The 19,568-nt window shown below is 47.7% G+C and carries 15 protein-coding genes; all 15 read left to right on the top strand.

The genetic code is table 11. From position 1 onward, the window contains the following. Positions 1–60: 60 nt before the first annotated feature. Positions 61–411, top strand: a complete 351-nt coding sequence (locus PUP29_RS02590; RefSeq protein WP_079547380.1) for a DUF134 domain-containing protein — start codon at positions 61–63, stop codon at positions 409–411. Positions 412–500: 89 nt separating this feature from the next. Next, complete coding sequence (locus tag PUP29_RS02585) at positions 501–2,264, top strand: YgiQ family radical SAM protein (protein WP_079547381.1); 1,764 nt, start codon at positions 501–503, stop codon at positions 2,262–2,264. A gap of 122 nt (positions 2,265–2,386) precedes the next feature. Beyond that, positions 2,387–3,820 (top strand): trigger factor, encoded by a 1,434-nt coding sequence (gene tig, locus PUP29_RS02580; RefSeq protein WP_353423768.1) that lies wholly within the window; start codon positions 2,387–2,389, stop codon positions 3,818–3,820. Positions 3,821–3,869: 49 nt separating this feature from the next. Then, positions 3,870–4,460: an ATP-dependent Clp endopeptidase proteolytic subunit ClpP gene (gene clpP, locus PUP29_RS02575; RefSeq protein ID WP_079547383.1), complete on the top strand. Its 591-nt coding sequence runs from the start codon at positions 3,870–3,872 to the stop codon at positions 4,458–4,460. 19 nt (positions 4,461–4,479) lie between these two features. Beyond that, complete coding sequence (gene clpX / locus PUP29_RS02570) at positions 4,480–5,757, top strand: ATP-dependent Clp protease ATP-binding subunit ClpX (protein ID WP_079547384.1); 1,278 nt, start codon at positions 4,480–4,482, stop codon at positions 5,755–5,757. A 111-nt stretch (positions 5,758–5,868) separates the two neighbouring features. Beyond that, complete coding sequence (locus tag PUP29_RS02565; RefSeq protein ID WP_434542795.1) at positions 5,869–7,848, top strand: DNA gyrase/topoisomerase IV subunit B; 1,980 nt, start codon at positions 5,869–5,871, stop codon at positions 7,846–7,848. Then, the gene (gene gyrA, locus PUP29_RS02560) at positions 7,829–10,270 is read left to right on the top strand and encodes a DNA gyrase subunit A (protein ID WP_353423767.1); all 2,442 of its coding nucleotides are present in this window, start codon (positions 7,829–7,831) and stop codon (positions 10,268–10,270) included. Before PUP29_RS02565 ends, gyrA begins: the two co-directional genes overlap by 20 nt. 79 nt (positions 10,271–10,349) lie before the next feature. Next, complete coding sequence (locus PUP29_RS02555; RefSeq protein WP_079547387.1) at positions 10,350–10,649, top strand: YerC/YecD family TrpR-related protein; 300 nt, start codon at positions 10,350–10,352, stop codon at positions 10,647–10,649. 2 nt (positions 10,650–10,651) lie between these two features. Further along, positions 10,652–12,835 (top strand): ATP-dependent helicase, encoded by a 2,184-nt coding sequence (locus tag PUP29_RS02550; protein WP_079547388.1) that lies wholly within the window; start codon positions 10,652–10,654, stop codon positions 12,833–12,835. A 13-nt stretch (positions 12,836–12,848) separates the two neighbouring features. Next, on the top strand, positions 12,849–14,810 hold the full coding sequence (gene ligA, locus PUP29_RS02545) for an NAD-dependent DNA ligase LigA (RefSeq protein ID WP_353423766.1): 1,962 nt from the start codon (positions 12,849–12,851) through the stop codon (positions 14,808–14,810). A 15-nt stretch (positions 14,811–14,825) separates the two neighbouring features. Further along, entirely contained in the window at positions 14,826–15,215 is a 390-nt protein-coding gene (locus tag PUP29_RS02540; RefSeq protein WP_079547390.1) for a C-GCAxxG-C-C family (seleno)protein, read from the top strand. 139 nt (positions 15,216–15,354) lie between these two features. Further along, on the top strand, positions 15,355–15,642 hold the full coding sequence (gatC, locus tag PUP29_RS02535; protein WP_353423765.1) for an Asp-tRNA(Asn)/Glu-tRNA(Gln) amidotransferase subunit GatC: 288 nt from the start codon (positions 15,355–15,357) through the stop codon (positions 15,640–15,642). Between the two features lie 12 nt (positions 15,643–15,654). Then, complete coding sequence (gatA, locus tag PUP29_RS02530; protein ID WP_079547392.1) at positions 15,655–17,109, top strand: Asp-tRNA(Asn)/Glu-tRNA(Gln) amidotransferase subunit GatA; 1,455 nt, start codon at positions 15,655–15,657, stop codon at positions 17,107–17,109. 12 nt (positions 17,110–17,121) lie between these two features. After that, complete coding sequence (gatB, locus tag PUP29_RS02525; protein WP_079547393.1) at positions 17,122–18,549, top strand: Asp-tRNA(Asn)/Glu-tRNA(Gln) amidotransferase subunit GatB; 1,428 nt, start codon at positions 17,122–17,124, stop codon at positions 18,547–18,549. Beyond that, the gene (locus PUP29_RS02520; RefSeq protein WP_079547394.1) at positions 18,546–19,532 is read left to right on the top strand and encodes an AIR synthase-related protein; all 987 of its coding nucleotides are present in this window, start codon (positions 18,546–18,548) and stop codon (positions 19,530–19,532) included. The genes gatB and PUP29_RS02520 overlap by 4 nt, the downstream gene beginning before the upstream one ends. The last annotated feature ends 36 nt before the right edge of the window (positions 19,533–19,568 follow it).

The raw sequence follows: 19,568 nt of genomic DNA, 5'->3' as shown, positions 1-19,568 counted from the left end.
ATATTGACATATGCTCATAATGTTGCATATAATGAGCAAAAATGATGTGAGGTATTCAAAATGGCACGGCCGTTTAAATGCAGATGTATTTGTTCCAAACCAAAGACGACCTGTTTTGTTCCGCAGAACAGCGCCGGAAATGGAATAGTAATATTGGGATATGATGAATATGAGGTCATACGCCTGCTCGATCATGCGGCGCTTACGCAGGAGCAATGCGCAGATAAAATGAACGTATCCCGGTCGACGGTAGCACGTATCTATGATATCGCACGAAAAAAAATGGCGGATGCACTGGTCAATGGAAAAGAGATCCGCATCGGCGGCGGCGATGTGATCGTCTGCAATGCACCGAAGCCTGAATGTGCCCATGAAAAGCATTGCTGCCGCAGAAATCAAGATAGAGAATGATTATTGGGAGGGCACGGGATTCGGCGACAGATTTTTATTGTGGAAGGATAACGTTACTAAGCCGCCGGACCTGCCGATGGTGATAGAGGATGAATGGCTTTTTACCCATATCAAAAGCAGATATGGCAGAACGCGGGATCGGGCAATTGGATTTTATATTGGTAACAGGGGATGCCTATGTGGACCACCCTTCGTTTGCGCATGCCATTATTTCCCGGTATTTATCTGCGCATGGATATTCGGTAGGGATCATTGCGCAGCCCGCATGGAAAGATATAGGAGACTTCAAACGGCTGGGGCGTCCGCGGCTCGGCTTTTTGATCAGCGCAGGAAACATGGACAGCATGGTGAACCTATATTCAGTAACCAAGCACAGACGGGCACGCGATTTGTATTCGCCGGGCGGCAAAGCGGGGAAACGGCCTGCACGGTCTACAATTGTTTATGCAAAAAAAATAAGGGAAGCCTATGGAAATATTCCGATAATTATTGGCGGTATAGAGGCCAGTCTGCGGCGTTTTGCTCATTATGACTATTGGGACAACACAGTGCGACCGTCGATCTTGGTGGAAAGCGGGGCTGATCTATTAGTATATGGCATGGGAGAACGTCCTATCGTGGAGATAGCTGAAGCGTTAGACGGCGGCCTTGCAGTACAGGATATTACCTATATCAATGGAACGGCTTATTCCGCTCCGAATCTAAAACGGGTCTATGAATATAAAAGTCTGCCGTCCTACAAGCAGGTAATAAGCAGTAAAGCGAGCTATGCTAAAGCTTTTATGACGGAAATGAGAGACCGGAAAAACACTCTTGTGCAGGAATATGACAAGGGCTTTGTCGTACAGAATATCCCTTCCGAACCGCTTGAACAGCGTGAATTGGATTTTGTTTATTCTTTGCCCTATATGCGTGCGGCGCATCCGATTTATCAGCAGCCGGTTCCGGCATTGGAAGAGGTAAGATTCAGTATCACTGCAACGCGCGGCTGCATCGGAGCCTGTGCATTCTGCGCCCTTTATTATCATCAGGGAAAAGATGTGACGTGGAGAAGCGCTGATAGCATTGTGCGAGAAGCTGAGCAGCTTACTGCTGAAAAGGATTTTAAAGGGTATATCCATGACGTAGGCGGCCCGACAGCAAATTTTTATGGGGTAAAATGTATAAATCCAAAGGGCAGGTGCAGCACGCGGAGATGTCTGACACCGGAGAAGTGTAAATTTCTGAAAGAAAATCATGGCGAATATATTCGCCTGTTGCGCAGAATAAGAGCGGTAAAGGGCGTTAAAAGGGTATTTATCCGTTCTGGGATACGATACGATTATGCACTGCTTGATAAAAGCGGAGAATTTATCAGAGAGCTTGCAGCCCATCATGTAAGCGGGCAGCTGAAATTAGCGCCGGAGCACGTAAGCGAAGAGGTGCTGCGTTTGATGGGAAAGCCGGGAATAGAAAAATACCAGCGGTTTTGTCAGAAGTTTCGTGCGGCCTCACAGCACGCGAATAGGAAACAGTATGTGCTCCCTTATTTTATGTCTTCTCATCCGGGATGTACGCTGGATAACGCGGTGCAGCTTGCAGAATTTATCCGGGACACCGGGTTCATGCCGGAGCAGGCGCAGGATTTTTATCCAACGCCGGGAACATTAGCCACCTGCATGTATTATACGGGTATAGACCCGGAGACAGGCAAAAAGGTGTATATCCCCAAGACTGCCGAAGAGAAAAGCATGCAACGTGCTTTGATTCAGTATAAAGCTCCAAAGAATCGTACGATCGTGAAAAAAGCGTTGCACAAAGCAGGCAGAGAGGACCTCATCGGACATGGAAAGAGGAAGCTGATAAGGGATTAGAAAAGGGTTTTGAAGGAGAAATATATCTGTTAATTCGTATTGCACGCGGGGTATAAATATAGTATACTATTCTCTGTATTGTTCTGCAATTTTATAGTTTTGAAACAACTAGGAGGATGAAAATGGCTGCTAAATTAGAGAAGCTTGAAGGGAACAAAGCGAAATTAGAGATCAATGTTCCCGCGAATAAATTTGAGGAAGGAATGGCGAAGGCATATCAGAAATTAAAAGGGAAATTCAACATTCCCGGTTTCCGGAAAGGAAAGGCGCCAAGAAAGATGGTCGAAAACTTTTACGGCCCTCAGGTGTTCTATGAGGATGCACTCGACGAGATCATTCCACAAGCCTATCTGGATGCAGTCAAGGAGCATGAGCTGGATGTGGTTTCAAGACCGGAATATGATGTGTTGAGCATCGATCAGAAAGACGGCGTAGTCGTAACGGCCACCGTGATTCTAAAGCCGGTCGTGAAGCTCGGTAAGTATGAAGGCCTCAAGGTCAAGAAGCCGGTTGAGAAAATCACCGCGAAAGAAGTAGACGCAGAGGTAAACAGAACGCGTGAGCAGAATGCAAGATGGATCGACGTAGAACGTGCCGCTAAAAACGGCGATACGGTGTTGATTGATTTTGTCGGCAGCATCGACGGAGTAAAATTTGAAGGCGGGTCGGCGGAGGACCAGACGCTCGTTCTTGGAGAAGGACGTTTCATACCCGGCTTTGAAGAGCAGATCGTCGGCATGAAAGCAGGAGATGAAAAAGACATCAATGTCAAATTCCCAGAGGATTATACGCCGGAATTTGCTGGAAAAGACGCAGTATTTGCCATTAAACTCAAAACGGTAAAGGAAAAAGAGCTGCCGGAGCTGGATGACGATTTTGCACAGGATGTGTCCGAATTCGATACGCTCGCAGACTATAAAAAAGACGTTAAAAAGAAACTGCAGGACCGTGCAGATATGCGCGCGAAAGCAGAAATGGAAAATCAGCTGCTCGAAGCAGTTGCAAAGGGGATCGAGGTAGAGATTCCTGATGTAATGATTGACGACCAGATCGACTATCAGATTCAGCAGATGTCCTATCAGTTGATGTATCAGGGAATGAAGCTTGACGATTACCTGAAATACATTGGCAAGACGCTTCAGGACCTGCGGAACGATTACAGGGAAAGTGCGCAGGAGCAGGTGCGCATGCGTCTCGCCGTAGAAGCGCTTCTGAAGAAGCTTGAGATCGATCCTACGGATGAAGATATCGAAAAGAAATATGAACAGCTTGCGAAAGAAGCGAATAAAACCGTGCAGGAATTCAAAGACACTATGAGCACGCAGGAGATCGATTATTTCAAAGAGCGCGTCGCAATGGAGCAGCTTTTCGATTACCTTGTATCCAAGGCGGAGATCGAAGAAGTAGATCCGAAAAAAGAAGCGGCTGAAAAGAAGAAGGCGGCAAAAGAGAGCGCGAAAAAAGAACCTGCCAAGGATTCCGAAAAAAAGGCAGCCAAGAAAACAACGGATAAGAAAGAAAAAGATGCCGGGAAGTCAAAAGCTGCTAAGGAATAACAAATTTCTGTGCGCGTCATGAAGTGCCGCGCAATAAGGAGGTTATTTTATGAGCTTAGTACCGATTGTAGTAGAACAGACAAACAGAGGAGAACGGTCTTACGACATTTTTTCCCGTTTGCTGAAAGACAGGATCATCTTCCTGTCGGGAGAAATAGATGATACGGTTGCGAATTTAGTTGTAGCGCAGCTGATTTTTCTTGAAGCGGAGGATCCGGATAAAGATATTTATCTGTATATTAATAGCCCGGGCGGCTCCATAACGGCAGGAATGGCCATTTATGATACGATGCAGTATATCAAGTGTGACGTCAGCACGATTTGTATCGGTATGGCTGCTTCCATGGGAGCGTTCCTGATGGCAGCAGGGCAAAAGGGAAAGCGTAAGGCTCTGCCGAACAGCGAGATCATGATCCATCAGCCGCTTGGCGGTGCGCAGGGGCAGGCGACGGATATAGCGATCCATGCCCAGAGAATCATCGCCATCAAGGATAAGATGAATAAGATATTGAGCGAACGAACGGGGCAGCCGCTTAAAAAAGTGCAGAAGGATGTTGAACGTGATTATTTTATGACGGCGGACGAAGCGCTTGCATACGGGATCATTGACGAGATCATCCCGGCTAAGGACGCGAAATAGCGTCAGAGGTGGATAAAATATGTATGATAACTATAACGAAGGCGACAGCCAGATAAAGTGCTCGTTCTGCGGAAAGACGCAAGACGAGGTGCGCAGGCTGGTAGCTGGGCCCGGTGTGTATATCTGTGATGAATGCGTTGAATTGTGCCGGGAGATTATTGACGAGGAGTTTAAGGAGGCAGCAAAGTTTGAGCTGAAAGAGATCCCCAAACCGTCAGAGATCGTAAATATTTTGAACGATTATGTGATTGGGCAGGATAAGGCCAAAAAATATCTTGCGGTGGCAGTATATAACCACTATAAGAGGATCAATGCGGAAGCTGCGGAGGATGACACAGAGGTTCAGAAGAGTAACATATTGATGCTTGGGCCGACGGGAAGCGGGAAAACGCTTTTGGCACAAACATTGGCGCGGATCCTGAACGTACCATTTGCGATAGCAGACGCAACGTCATTGACAGAGGCAGGCTACGTAGGCGAAGATGTAGAAAATATTCTGCTGAAACTGATTCAAGCTGCGGATTTTGACATCGAACGTGCGCAGAAAGGGATCATCTATGTAGATGAGATCGACAAAATCGCCCGTAAAACGGATAATCCATCGATCACAAGAGATGTTTCGGGCGAAGGCGTACAGCAGGCGCTGCTTAAGATTCTGGAAGGAACGGTTGCAAGTGTGCCGCCGCAGGGTGGACGCAAGCATCCTCATCAGGATTTTCTCCAGATCGATACCACGAATATCCTGTTTATATGCGGCGGAGCGTTTGACGGGCTCGACTCCATTATAGAGAGCCGCGTAGGAAAGAAAACAATGGGCTTTGGGGCCGATGTCAAGAGCAAAAAGGAAAAGGACATCAGCGCGCTGTTGGAACAATTGCAGACCGAGGATTTGTTGAAATTTGGATTGATTCCGGAGTTTGTGGGCCGCTTGCCGGTTGTGGTGAACCTGCAGTCGCTCGATGAACAGGCGTTGGTCGAGATACTGAAAAAGCCTAAAAATGCATTGACAAAGCAGTATAGAAAGCTGTTTGCGATTGACGGTGTGGAGCTTGAGTTTGAGGATGAGGCTCTGGAAGAGGTCGCAAAGCTGGCAATTGAGCAAAAGACGGGAGCGCGGGGGCTGCGCAGCATCATTGAAACGTCTATGATGGATATCATGTATGATTTGCCGTCAAGGAATGACGTTTTAAAGTGCGTTATTACAAAGGATACGATCGATTCCAGAAAGCCGATGCTGGTAATGGGAGAGAAACCGGCTCTGCCGAAAGCTCGTGATAAGGAAGAAACCGCATCGTAAGGTTCAGTTTGCAAGGAACGGGAGAGGTTCTCCCGTTCTTTTTTGTTTGCTATATTTTGTGGCCTGTTATATAATATTACAGTATGTATACACAATGTTGTGGAGGATAGATTGATTATGTCGAAAGCATATACAGCGGGGGATATACAGGTTCTGGAGGGGCTTGACGCAGTGCGCCGCCGTCCGGGAATGTATATTGGCACGACGAGCTCGCGCGGCCTGCACCATCTGCTTTGGGAGATCGTTGACAATGGCATCGACGAGGCGGCAAATGGGTATGCGGATAAACTTACAGTAACGATCCATCAGGATAATTCGGTTTCAGTAGAGGACAACGGGCGGGGCATCCCGACCGGCCTGCATCCGGAGCTTAAAATATCCGGCGTGGAGGTAGTGTTTACACAGCTCCACGCTGGCGGAAAATTCAATAATGACAATTATGCTTACTCCGGCGGCTTGCATGGTGTCGGTGCATCCGTGGTAAACGCGCTTTCTAAATGGCTTGAAGTAGAGGTCTATCAAAACGGAAAAGTCTACTATCAGAAATATATAACAGGGACGGACGCTAAGGGAAAGATGCATGTCGGCAAGCCGATAGAGAGCCTGAAAGAGATTGGAGAAACCAAGAAAAAAGGCTCCAAAATAACATTCCTTGCGGACGATACGATTTTTGATACCATTGATTTCCAATTTGATGTTGTCAGGAGGCGGCTGCGGGAGTTGGCTTTTCTCACAAAAGGGCTGCACATCACCCTGATCGATGAGCGTCAGCTTACAAATGGCCGTCCGCGTAAAGAGATATTTGAATATACGGGCGGTATCGTCGATTTTGTTCTTTATCTTAATAAGGAAAAAACGCCGCTTCATGCTGCGCCGATATTGCTTGAGGGTATCAGAAACGGAGTGGTAGTAAGTATTGCAATGCAATATAACTCCAGCTACACGGAAAGCATCTTTTCTTATGTCAATAATATCCCGACAACAGAGGGAGGGATGCATGAGACCGGATTTAAAACCGCGATCACGAAGGTGATGAACGATTATGCCCGCAGTAATAATCTGTTGAAGGACAAGGAGCCTAACTTAACGGGTGACGATTTTCGCGAGGGACTGTGCGCGGTCGTCAACATTAAGATGAAAAATGTACAGTTTGAAGGACAAACAAAGACAAAGCTCGGAAATGCCGAAGCACGTGTTGCCGTAGAGGCGGTCGTTACCGAGAAGCTCTCTGCCTTTATGGCGGATCTCAACAATACCCAGATATGCACTAAAATATTGGAAAAAGCGATTGGCGCGGCCCGGGTGCGTGATGCCGCCCGAAAAGCCAAAAAAATGGAGCGGGCAAAAAACAAATTGGAAACATCACCTCTCGTGGGTAAGCTTTCCGCTTGTACGGGAAGAAAGCCGGAGCTTAACGAGTTGTTTATCGTGGAGGGCGACAGCGCGGGAGGCAGCGCGAAGCAGGGAAGAGACCGGCGGTTCCAAGCCATTCTGCCATTGCGCGGGAAACCGCTGAATGTTGAAAAAAAACGGATCGACCAAGTGCTTGCGAACGAGGAGTTCCGCTCGATTATCACAGCGCTTGGAGCGGGATTTGACGATAGCTTCAATATTCGGAACATCAAATACAATAAAGTCATTATTCTCGCGGATGCCGATCAGGACGGCGGGCATATCCGTACGATCCTGATCACCTTTTTTTACCGCTATTTTAAAGAGCTTATTACAGATGGGCATTTATACATTGGCCGTCCGCCGCTTTTCAAGATTGCGAAAGGGAATAAGGTGCTGTACGCCTATAACGATGAGCAGCTGGAACAGGCAAAAGCAGAAATAGGGAGAGGATATACCGTGCAGCGCTATAAGGGACTGGGCGAGATGAATCCCGAACAGCTGTGGGAGACCACTATGGATCCTGAAAAAAGATCGCTCATCCGTGTGACGATCGATGATTTGGCAGATGCTGAGCAGATCGTTACGACCCTGATGGGAGATAATGTGGAACCACGGAAGCAGTATATCGCAGAGCATGCGAATTTCAACAAGCAGGATGATTTTGAGGTAGTACAACATGAAATCGAAACAAATTAATTTCAGCGAGGAGATCGTGGATGCTGCTCTGGATGAGATCATGCATACCTCGTTTATGACGTATGCCGAGTATGTAACGCTCGAGCGCGCTCTGCCGCGGGTCGAGGACGGCCTGAAGCCGGTACAGAGACGTATTCTTTATACGATGTATGATCTTGGCATCCTGCCCGATAAGCCTTTTAAAAAATCCGCAAGGATCGTGGGCGAAGCGCTGGGCAAATATCATCCTCATGGAGATATGAGCGTATATGACGCAATGGTCCGGCTTGCACAGGCCTATTCCCTGCGCATGCCGCTTGTGGACGGACACGGGAATTTTGGTTCGCCCGACGGTGACAGCGCCGCCGCCATGCGATATACGGAAGCGCGGCTTTCACCGCTTGCCCTTGAAATGCTGCGGGATCTGAACAAAGATACGGTTCCGTTCCGGCCTAATTTTGATGATACGGAGCGGGAACCGGATATGCTTCCCGCGCGTTACCCGAATCTTCTGGTAAATGGCTCATCTGGTATCGCGGTAGGCCTTGCGACCAATATTCCGCCGCATAATTTAGGAGAAGTTATAGATGGAGTCGTTGCGAGGATAGAGAAGCCGGAGTGCAGTCTCGATGACATAATGCAATATATTAAAGCACCGGATTTTCCGACCGGAGGCTATCTTCTGCGCGGAGACGGTCTCAAGCAGGCGTATGAAACGGGCCGGGGCAAGGTATTTATACGTGCAAAAACACACATTGAAAAAAGCAAAAACGGCAGGAATATGATCGTTATCACCGAGATACCGTATGAAGTGCGGAAATCGGCAATGCTTGAAAAGATATTGGCAGTCAGCGAAAATAAAAAAGAGCTCTTTGCCGGAATCGACGATATACGGGATGAATCAGACCGGGAGGGGATTCGCGCGGTGATCGAGATCAAAAAAGGACATGATCCGGAAAAGATATTGAACCTTTTGTTCAAATATACGGATCTTCAGGTCACCTTTGGAATCAATATGATGGCGATCGCGGATGGTTCCCCGAAGCAGCTCGGCTTGCTTTCCATGATCGATTATTATATTCGCCACCAGAAGACCGTTGTCACGCGCAGGACACAGTTCGATCTGGAAAAAGCAGAAAAGCGCGAGCATATTTTGCTTGGACTCATTATTGCGGTCAAAAATATCGACCGGGTGATCCAAATCATTCGTTCATCCAAAAATTCAGACGAGGCTAAGCGGCGGCTCATGAAGGAATTCAACCTGACGGGCGTACAGGCGCAGGCTATTCTTGATATGCGTCTTGCACGTTTGACAAATCTGGAGGTTGAGCTTCTGGAAAATGAATACAAAGAGGTCGTCGCGCTTATCAAATATCTGCGTTCGATATTAGGCTCTGAGGAGAAACTGCTTGCGGTGATCCGCGACGAGCTGTTGGAGGTAAAAGAAAAATATGCGGATAAACGCCGGACGCAAGTGATAAAGGAAGAACATGCCCGCATCGAAGTAGATGAGAGCGAGTTTGTAGTGGCCAGCGAATGTACTGTGATCCAGACGAGAAACGGAAATCTGAAAAGAATGACGCAAAAAGCGCTGCAAAAGGGAATGGAAGCGGGAGAATTAGAGGAAAAATTCCAGCCTGCCCTGCTTATACCGACGGATACGGCAGGAAAGCTGTATATTTTTACCAATCGAGGCAATATGATGATCCTGCCGGTTGCTTCCGTACCGGAGGCGCGCATGAAAGAAGCGGGAAAATCGATCAACGCTTTAATACCGGGCGTAGAAGCCGACGAAACGATTTTATGCATTCTTACCAAAAAGGACTTTGAACATAAGTTGATGTATTTTGCAACAGAGGGCGGTCTTGTAAAGGCGACCCCAATGGAAGAATTTGACGTAAAGAAATCAAAGATACTGGCATGCGGCTTAAAAGACGGAGACCGGCTTATTTATGCGAAGCCGGATGCTCCCGATCAGGAAAATATGCTTTTCATCACCTCCGACGGGATGTCTATCAATATCCGGAAGAAAGAAATCTCCGTTATGGGACGGAGCGGAAAAGGAGTTGGGGCGATACGCCTCGGAAAACATGCTAAAGTCGTGTTCGCGGAACAGCTCCGAAACGGACAGGATGGCAATATATTGCTGATGACAGAAAAAGGATATGCAAAGCTCACGCCGATTGCAGAATTTGAAGAACAGGGAAGAAACGGAAAAGGACTGAAGGCATATCAGCTTGCGGGAGATTCCGGAAGAAGTATCGTAGGCGCGCTGCTCGTAGAAAAGATATCTATGGTTACAGGAATACAAAAATCGGGCGATATGAGCAAGCTGTCTACGGATACGATACCCATAGCAGCGCGCAATACGCGTGGTGAGCAGGTGATTCTCGCCGTCATGGGAAACGACGTAAGCGAGTTGTATCAAAACATTTTCGATTGACTTTATTTTCGCATGGTAATGTGCTAAAATACGGAAGGGATAGCTTTAGACCGTATCACTACATTGCGAGGTGTTGAAAATGTATCGTTCCAAACTGGAATCGAAAGAGCTGGATATGCTGTTTCAAGCGGTTTTGTCGCTTAAAAATGAAGAAGAATGTTACATGTTTTTCGAAGATCTGTGCACGGTTGCAGAGCTCACGGCGATTTCTCAGCGCTATAAAGTAGCGCAGATGCTGAAAGAGGGAACTACCTGCCATGCGATCGCGGAAAAGACAGGCGCGTCCACAGCGACGATCTCCCGCGTAAACCGTTGCCTCAATTATGGAACAGGCGGCTACAGGACGATTCTTGACAGAAATGAGAAAAAGGGAGAATAGATTTGTATCAGTTAAATGAACGGCAAAAGCAGGCGGTGGAAACGATATCGGGAGCCGTGCTCGTTCTTGCGGGAGCAGGCAGCGGAAAGACGCGTGTGCTTACCGAGCGTGTCGCGTATCTCATCAACGGGAAAAATGTAGCGCCGTGGCAGATTCTTGCCATCACGTTTACAAACAAAGCGGCACAGGAGATGAAAGAGCGCATTGCAGGCGTTGTTTCCGCGGACATGAGGGATATGTGGATCAGCACGTTTCATGCGATGTGCGTGCGCATGCTTCGCCGTTATGCAGACAGTCTTGGCTATACTAAAAATTTTCTGATTTATGATACGGACGATACCTTGCGTCTTCTGAAAAAAATATTGGAACGAATGGGCCTGAAAGAGAATAAAAGCTATTCGGACCGCTATATCAAGAATCTGATCAGTAAATATAAAAATGATAATACGACCCTTGATTTTGCGCAGTATGCGGAAGAGCGCAATCCATTTGTGGCAGATCACGCGGGTGAGATATTCGATGAATATACGCAGGAGCTCCATAAACAAAATGCTATGGATTTTGACGATCTGCTTCTGAATACGCTGACGCTTTTAGAGACAGTTGATGAGGCGCGCATATATTATCAGAATAAATTTCACTATATCATGGTGGATGAATATCAGGACACCAATATGGTGCAGTATAAATTGATCAAAATATTGTCGGGAGGATACGGCAATATTTTTGTGGTAGGTGACGACGATCAGTCGATTTATGCGTTCCGCGGAGCGAATATACGGAACATTCTGGAGTTTGAAAAGGATTTTCCCGGGGCGGCAGTTATTCGGCTGGAACAGAATTATCGCTCCGATAAAAAGATACTGGATGTAGCCAACTGCGTCATCAAAAACAATGAAGGACGAAAAGGGAAGACGCTTTGGAGTAATATCGACGACGGCGAAAAGCCGGTGCTCTATACGGCTGGCAGCGAATATGAAGAAGCCGAAACGATCGCACGGGAGATACAGCGGCTGTCGGACGAGGGAACGAGATATGCAGATATGGCGATTCTATATCGGATCCATACGCTTTCCAGAATTTTAGAAGAAAAGCTGCGTTTATATGCAGTTCCATACCGCATTTATGGAGGCATCAGCTTTTATGAGCGTAAAGAGATCAAAGACATGATCGCCTATTTGAATATTATCGCAAATCCGGCGGCAGATCTGCAGCTCTTACGAATCATTAATACACCAAAGCGCGCGATCGGTATGGCTAAAATCGATGCGCTCGCTCGGGCTGCGGAATATGGCGGGATGTCTATTTTGGAAGTGATGCAAAAGGCGGAAGCTTTGCTTTCGGATAAAGCGCTCATAAAAAAAGCAAAAGAGTTTTATGAGATGTATGAACGCATGTGTGAAAATGCAGAAGAACTTACCGTACATGAGCTTTTGGAACGCGCGTATGAAATTTCGGGATATAAAAAGATGCTGGAGGAAGAGCAGACGCCGGAGGCAGAAGCCAGAATGGAAAATATCGCCGAACTGATCAATTCCGCCTATACCTACGATGAGGAAGAAGAGGCATCTTTGGAGGGATTTCTGCAGAACATTGCTTTGATCACCGACCTTGACAGCATGGATGATAAAGGCGGTGTCACGCTGATGACCATGCATGCAGCCAAAGGCCTTGAATTTGATACAGTATTTATTGCAGGAATGGATGAGGCCATCTTTCCGAGTCAGCGTGCGATCGATGAAGATAACATCGAGGAAGAACGCCGTCTTTGCTATGTAGCGGTCACGCGTGCAAAGCGAAAACTTTATATGCTGCATTCCAATATGAGGACTCTGTATGGCCGCACGCAGCCATCCGTGCGATCGCGCTTTTTAGATGAGATCGACGACAGTCTGCTAAATGAGATTGGAAAGAAGAAACCCGTTATATCCGCAAAACAACCGGCTTCTGCTTCCGAAAGGAAAGGCCTGTTCTCGGGCGGATTCGGATTCCAGAAAAAGGCTGTTCCGCAGAAGGTGAGCGGAGACTATAAGATAGGAACGATCGTAGAGCATAAAACCTTTGGCCGGGGAAAGGTGAAAAGCATTGCGGGAGAGGGAGATTCCCGCGTTGCAGTAGTGGATTTCTATGAGGCTGGCGAAAAGAAGATGTTTTTAGCTTTTGCATCGCTGAAAATTTTGAAATAGGTGGCTGCGTGCGATGGAACGTATGAGACAACTAATCGACAAGCTGAACGATTATGCTTACCGCTATTATGTTTTGGATGATCCGGCCGTTGCAGACGCAGAATATGACAGGCTATACGATGAGCTTGTACGCTTGGAAAAACAGACCGGTACGATAGAACCGGATTCACCTACACAAAGAGTGGGCGGAAAGCTTTTAGAGGGTTTTCGCAAGCACACGCATCTCGCGCCATTATGGAGTTTGGATAAGGCACAGAGCATAGAGGAAATATCTGCATGGCAGGAGCGTACCAATAAGCAGATCGACGCATTAGGACTCCCGCAGCCCAGCTACTCATTGGAATATAAATTTGACGGGCTGACGATCAATTTGACTTATAACGGCGGATATCTGGTTTCTGCAGCGACGCGCGGAAACGGAACAGTGGGGGAAGATGTTACGGAACAAGTCAAAACGATACAGTCCATCCCTTTGAAAATTGATTTTGCCGGGAAAATGGAGGTTCAGGGAGAAGCGATCATGCGGCTCTCTGAACTGGAAAAATATAACCGGACAGCAGAGGAGCCTCTGAAAAATGCGCGCAATGCAGCGGCGGGGGCTATCCGCAATCTGGATCCGTCGCAGACTGCAAAACGGCATTTGGACGCATTTATTTATAATGTAGGCTATATAGAGGGAAAGATTTTTGCCAATCATCAGGAGATGATCGCGTTTTTGCGCGATAATCGGTTCAACGTAAGCTCCTATGAAAGAATACTCACGGATATTGCCGAAATCACAGAAGCTGTCAATGCAGTGGATGCAGAACGGGAAAGACTGGATTTTCTGATCGATGGAATGGTCGTAAAGATAACGGATTTTCAAACGCGGGAGGCTCTCGGATATACCCAAAAGTTTCCGCGCTGGGCGATTGCATATAAGTTTGCTGCGGAGGAGATGACAACGAAGGTTCTGTCTGTCACATGGGATGTAGGCAGAACGGGGAAGCTTACGCCGCTTGCGCATCTCGAGCCGGTAGAGCTTGCAGGAGCAACGATCCAAAGGGCCACGCTGAATAACTATGAGGATATTTTAAGAAAACGTGTGCAAATCGGCGCCGATGTATTTATTCGGAGGTCAAATGATGTGATCCCGGAAATTTTAGGAGCTTCTCCGGTTCAGGACGGGACGCTTATACCGATCCCGAAACCAACACATTGTCCGGCCTGCGGAACTGCTTTGGAAGAGAACGGACCAAATTTGTTTTGCCCGAATTCCCTGAACTGCAAGCCGCAGCTTACTTCGCGCATGGTGCACTTTGTATCGCGTGACGCAATGGATATTGAAAACCTGAGTGAAAAAACGATAGAGCTGATTTTTGAAAAGCTTGATATCAAAGATATCGCTGCGATCTATACTTTAACAGATGAACAGCTGCTGGCGCAGGAGGGATTTAAGGAGAAAAGGACTCAGAATATCTTGGATGCTATCGAAGCAAGCAAAAAGCCGCCGCTTTCTCATTTTATTTATGCGCTTGGCATATCGAATGTAGGAAAAAAGACCGCCAAAGACCTTGCACGTACGTTCCGGACCTATGATAGGCTAAAAGCGGCGACGATAGAGGAGCTTGTGGCTATACGCGATGTGGGCATGGTCGTCGCACAGGATGTTATCGACTTTTTCCGGAATGAAAATTATATGCGCGTCGTACAGGAGCTCTTTGACGCAGGCGTACAGCCACAGGAGGACAAAGGAGAAGAAGCCGGCGGAAGGCTGGAAGGAAAAACGTTTGTACTCACGGGCACGCTTGCGCAATATACACGAAAGCAGGCACAGGAGCTGATTGAAAGCATGGGTGGAAAAACGAGCTCTTCGGTCAGTAAGAAAACGGATTATGTTTTGGCAGGCGAAGACGCAGGAAGCAAGCTGAAAAAGGCTCGGGAGCTTGGCGTAACGATTATTTCGGAAGATGATTTGAAAGAAATGATGTCATAAAGGAGAGAGGGAAAAATGTTAAAAGAAAGGGCACGTATCTATTATCAGGAAAAAGACTGCAATTGCGCGGAGGCAATTATTCGTGCCGCAAACGATGAATATGAGCTCGGAATAAACGAGGAAGGCATGAAAGCTTTCGGCGGCTTTGGCGGCGGAATGCAGTGTGGAAGCATCTGCGGTGCTGTTTGCGGAGGAATGGGGGCGATCAGCGCTAAAGAGATAAAGACGTGCGCGCATCAGACGAGCGATCTGAGTCCAAAGTGCAAAGCGATGATGAACGGGTTCAAAGAAAAATTTGGCAGTGCATTCTGTGCCAAAGTACGCAAAGAAAATTTTAACCGGGAGAGCAAATGCTGGAAAGTCGTGGAAGGTGCGGCGGAAGTTCTGGAAAAAATCATGGAATAGTGAATATGTGTGTGTATGTGGGGAGTGGAGGATTCATTCCCCACAAGCATTTTAGTATGGGCAAAAAGATTCACGCAGCCCTTATTTTATGATATAATTAATGATTGTGAAACGACTCATGAAAGGGACGAAAATAAAAATGCGCGTTACATTAGACGAAGTAGAACGGATCGCATCGCTTTCGATGCTGAGCCTCGACGATGAAAAAAAAGAGATGCTCCAGAAAAATCTGGATGAAATACTCGGCCATGCTCAAAAGCTGAATGAACTGAACACAGAAGGCGTAGAGCCGACCTCGTATATTTTGAAGCAGCAAAATGTAGTCAGAAAAGATATCCCCGGAAAAGTATGGGAACGGGAAGATATGCTGAAAAATGCACCGGAGCAGGAGGATGGTTTTTTTACTGTTCCGAAAGTTGTGGACTGATGGGAGGAACTTATGGAGCTTACATCTCTTAGTATAAAGCAGGCGGCAGAACTGCTTGAAAAAAAGGAAGTCACTTCCGAGGAACTGACAAAGGCCTGCCTTGAGCGGATCGAGGCGGTCGAGCCGCAGATCAACGCGCTGGTCACGGTATGTGCGGACGAGGCGGTGGAAGCGGCAAAGTGCGTAGACGAAAAACGGGCTAAAGGAGAAGCGCTTGGAAAGCTGGCGGGGATACCCGCTATCATCAAAGATAATATGTGTACAAAAGGCATCTTATCTACCGCGTCTTCTAAAATGCTGTATAATTATAAGCCGGTCTATGATGCCACTGTGATCGAAAAGTTAAAAGCGGAAGACTACGTTTTGATCGCTAAAGCAAATATGGACGAATTTGCGATGGGCTCATCCACAGAGACGTCCTATTTTGGAGTGACGAAAAATCCATGGGATATTTCACGGGTGCCGGGAGGCTCCTCGGGCGGAAGCGCGGCGTGCGTTGCCGCAGATGAAGCGATTTTTTCCCTTGGCTCCGATACAGGCGGCTCTGTCCGGCAGCCGGCCGCATTTTGCGGCGTCGTAGGCCTGAAGCCTACCTATGGCACAGTATCGCGGTTCGGCCTGATGGCTTTTGCTTCCTCGCTCGACCAAATCGGCCCTCTGACGAAAAACGTTGAAGATTCCGCATTTGTTCTGGATATTATTGCGGGGAACGACAGCAAAGATTCCACGTCGGCTATTATGGACTATCCTCATTATGGCGAAGGGATGAAGAGGGATATCAAAGGCCTGAAGGTCGGGATCCCCAAAGAATATCTGGAGCAGGAAATAGATGCGGAAGTACGGCAGTCCTATTTGGATGCGGTCCGGCTGTTTGAGGAAATGGGAGCTATTGTTGAAGAGACTACGCTTCCGACTTTCGATTATGCCCTTTCCGCATACTATGTGATCGCATCTGCGGAAGTGGCCTCCAACCTTTCGCGGTTTGACGGAATACGGTATGGTTACCGTACGGAACAGTATGATGATTTGAAAGAAATGTATAAAAATACGCGGTCTGAAGGCTTTGGCGACGAAACAAAGCGCCGCATTATGCTCGGGAATTATGTTTTGAGTTCCGGATATTATGATGCTTATTATTTGAAAGCGCTGAAAGTAAAGACGCTGATCAAAAACGATTTCGACAGATTGTTCGGCCAGTATGATATCCTGCTTTCGCCTACTGCGCCCACGCCGGCATTTCAGGTGGGAGCGAAGTCAACGCCGCTTGAAATGTATGTGAACGACCTGTTTACCGTTCCGGTGAATATTGCGGGTGTAACGGCGATCTCCGTTCCTTCGGGCGTAACGAAAGAGGGTCTGCCGGTCTCTGTGCAAATGATTGCGAAAGCGTTCGATGAAAACACGATGTTCCGGGCAGCATGGAACTTTGAACAGGCTGCCGGATTTGACAAAAAACCGACGTTATGATGGAGAAAAACGATGAAATATGAAACTGTAATAGGCCTTGAAGTCCATGTTGAAATGGCAACGGAGACGAAGATTTTTTGCTCCTGTAAAAACGAATTCGGATCGGAACCAAATACGAACGTATGTCCGGTATGTCTGTCTATGCCGGGGACGCTTCCCGTGCTGAATGAGCAGGCGGTGGAATATGGAGTGCGCGCGGGGCTGTCGCTCAATTGCAATATTCCGAATTATTCCAAGCTGGACCGAAAAGGATATTTTTATCCGGACCTTGCAAAGGCATATCAGATATCCCAGTATGATTTTCCGCTATGCGGACATGGAGAAGTAGAGGTAGAGGCCGATGGGGAAAAACACAAAATCGGCATTACGCGTATCCATATCGAGGAAGACGCTGGGAAATTAGTCCATCAGGGCACGGAGAGCTTTGTGGATTACAATCGGGGCGGCGTTCCGCTTATGGAGATCGTAACAGACCCGGACTTTAGAAGCGCTGCGCAGGTGAAAGCGTTTCTCGATACTGTACGGGCCAATATGGAATATATCGGCGTATCGGACTGCAAGATGGAGGAAGGATCTATGCGGTGCGATATCAATATTTCCGTGCGCCCGATCGGTTCTGAGCGATATGGAACGCGTACTGAGCTGAAAAATATCAACAGTATCTCGGCGGCGCAGCGTGCGATAGAATATGAGGCCAAGCGCCACATTGAGGTGATCGAGGACGGCGGGGAGATCATTCAGGAAACGCGCCGGTGGGACGATGCCAAAGGCAGGACCTTCCCGATGCGCGACAAAGAAGAGGCTCATGATTACCGCTATTTTCCGGACCCGGATCTTGTTCCGGTTTATTTGACGGATGAACGGATCGCAGATATCAAGGCTTCGCTTCCAGAGCTTCCTGCTGCGAAACGGCAAAGGTATGTGGACGAATTCGGGCTTCCGGAATACGATGCCGGCGTTCTGACGATGTCAAAATATACGGCGAAGTTCTTTGAAGACAGTGTGGCCGTCTACCGCGAGCCGAAAGCGATCAGCAATTATATCATGGTAGAACTTGCACGTCTTCTAAAGGAAAATAATGTCGAAGCAAAAGACATTCCCATCTCGCCGGAGGATTTTACCGATTTGCTGAAGATGGTAAACGACGGGGTCATCAATTCGAGCGTAGGCAAGCAGGTGTTTGAGGAGATGTTCAAAACAGGCAAGAAGCCCGCGCAGATCGTAGAAGAAAAGGACCTGAAGCAAAACGATAATGCGGACGAGATATTGGCGCTCGTGCAGAAGATCGTGGCGGAGAATCCGAAGCCTGTCGCCGACTATAAGGGCGGAAACAAAAAAGCGATGACCTTTTTCGTAGGACAGGTCATGAAAGCGACCAAAGGAAAAGCGAATCCTAAGACCGTGAATGAACTGGTGAAAGCGGAACTCGATAAAGCATGAGACAGGGAAAACTGACCAGCGCAAAGCTTCGGGAGCTTATTATAGATCAAATACAGCCGCACAATGAAGAAACGGTCGTAGGTGCCGGTGTGGGTGAAGACTGTTGTGCAGTGATGACAGGAGATTTGTGCGTCGTGTCGACGGACCCGATCACTGCTGGCGGAGAGCAGACGGGAATGCTTGCCGTCCATATCAATGCCAACGACGTGGCCGCTGCAGGCGCTGTGCCGGTAGCAGCACTTGTAACGATCCTGATTCCTCCTTCTGGCAAGGAAGAACAGGTGCGTGATTTGATGGGCAGTTTAACAAAGGCGGCTCACGAACTCGATATCGACATTATTGGCGGGCACACAGAGGTAACGGACAGTGTGACCCGTATCATAGTTTCAGTCACGATGATTGGAAAGCCTGTGATCCCGGGCAGGATGTTTCGTACTTCGGATATGAAAGCAGGAGACGATATCATCATGACAAAGTACGCAGGCCTTGAAGGAACTGCCATTATCGCGGGAGAATATCCGGAGGAACTCGGTCTGACGGAGGAAGACCAAAAGCAGCTGCGCAGCGTGCGCGGCTCCTTAAGCGTCGTAGCAGATGGAAAAACAGCGGCGAAAGTCGCAGGAGTACATGCGATGCATGATATTACGGAGGGCGGTGTTCTGGGCGCGGTATGTGAGATGTGCGAGGCGTCCGGTATTGGTGCGGAGATAGACCTTTCATCTGTGCCGGTCCTTCCGGTCACAAGCAAGATATGCAAAAGATATGCTCTTGATGTGTTTGGGCTGATCTCATCAGGCAGCATGATGATTGCCGCGGAAAACGGTGCGTTGGTAATAGAAACGCTCAAGAAAAATGGAATTTCGGCTGCGATGATAGGAAAAGCAGGGGGAGACGGCGTTTATGATATATCCTCCGGGGAGAAAAAAGCAGTGCTTCCATATCCGTCGGACGAGCTTTATAAAGTATTGGAAAGAAAAGAATAATTGTGTTATAATCATATTTAACGATTTTGAAAGAGG

Origin of the sequence: Christensenella massiliensis, from assembly GCF_040409835.1 — a bacterium.
GTDB classification, from domain to species: domain Bacteria; phylum Bacillota; class Clostridia; order Christensenellales; family Christensenellaceae; genus Christensenella; species Christensenella massiliensis.
This window is presented reverse-complemented; position numbering and strand designations above follow the sequence as displayed.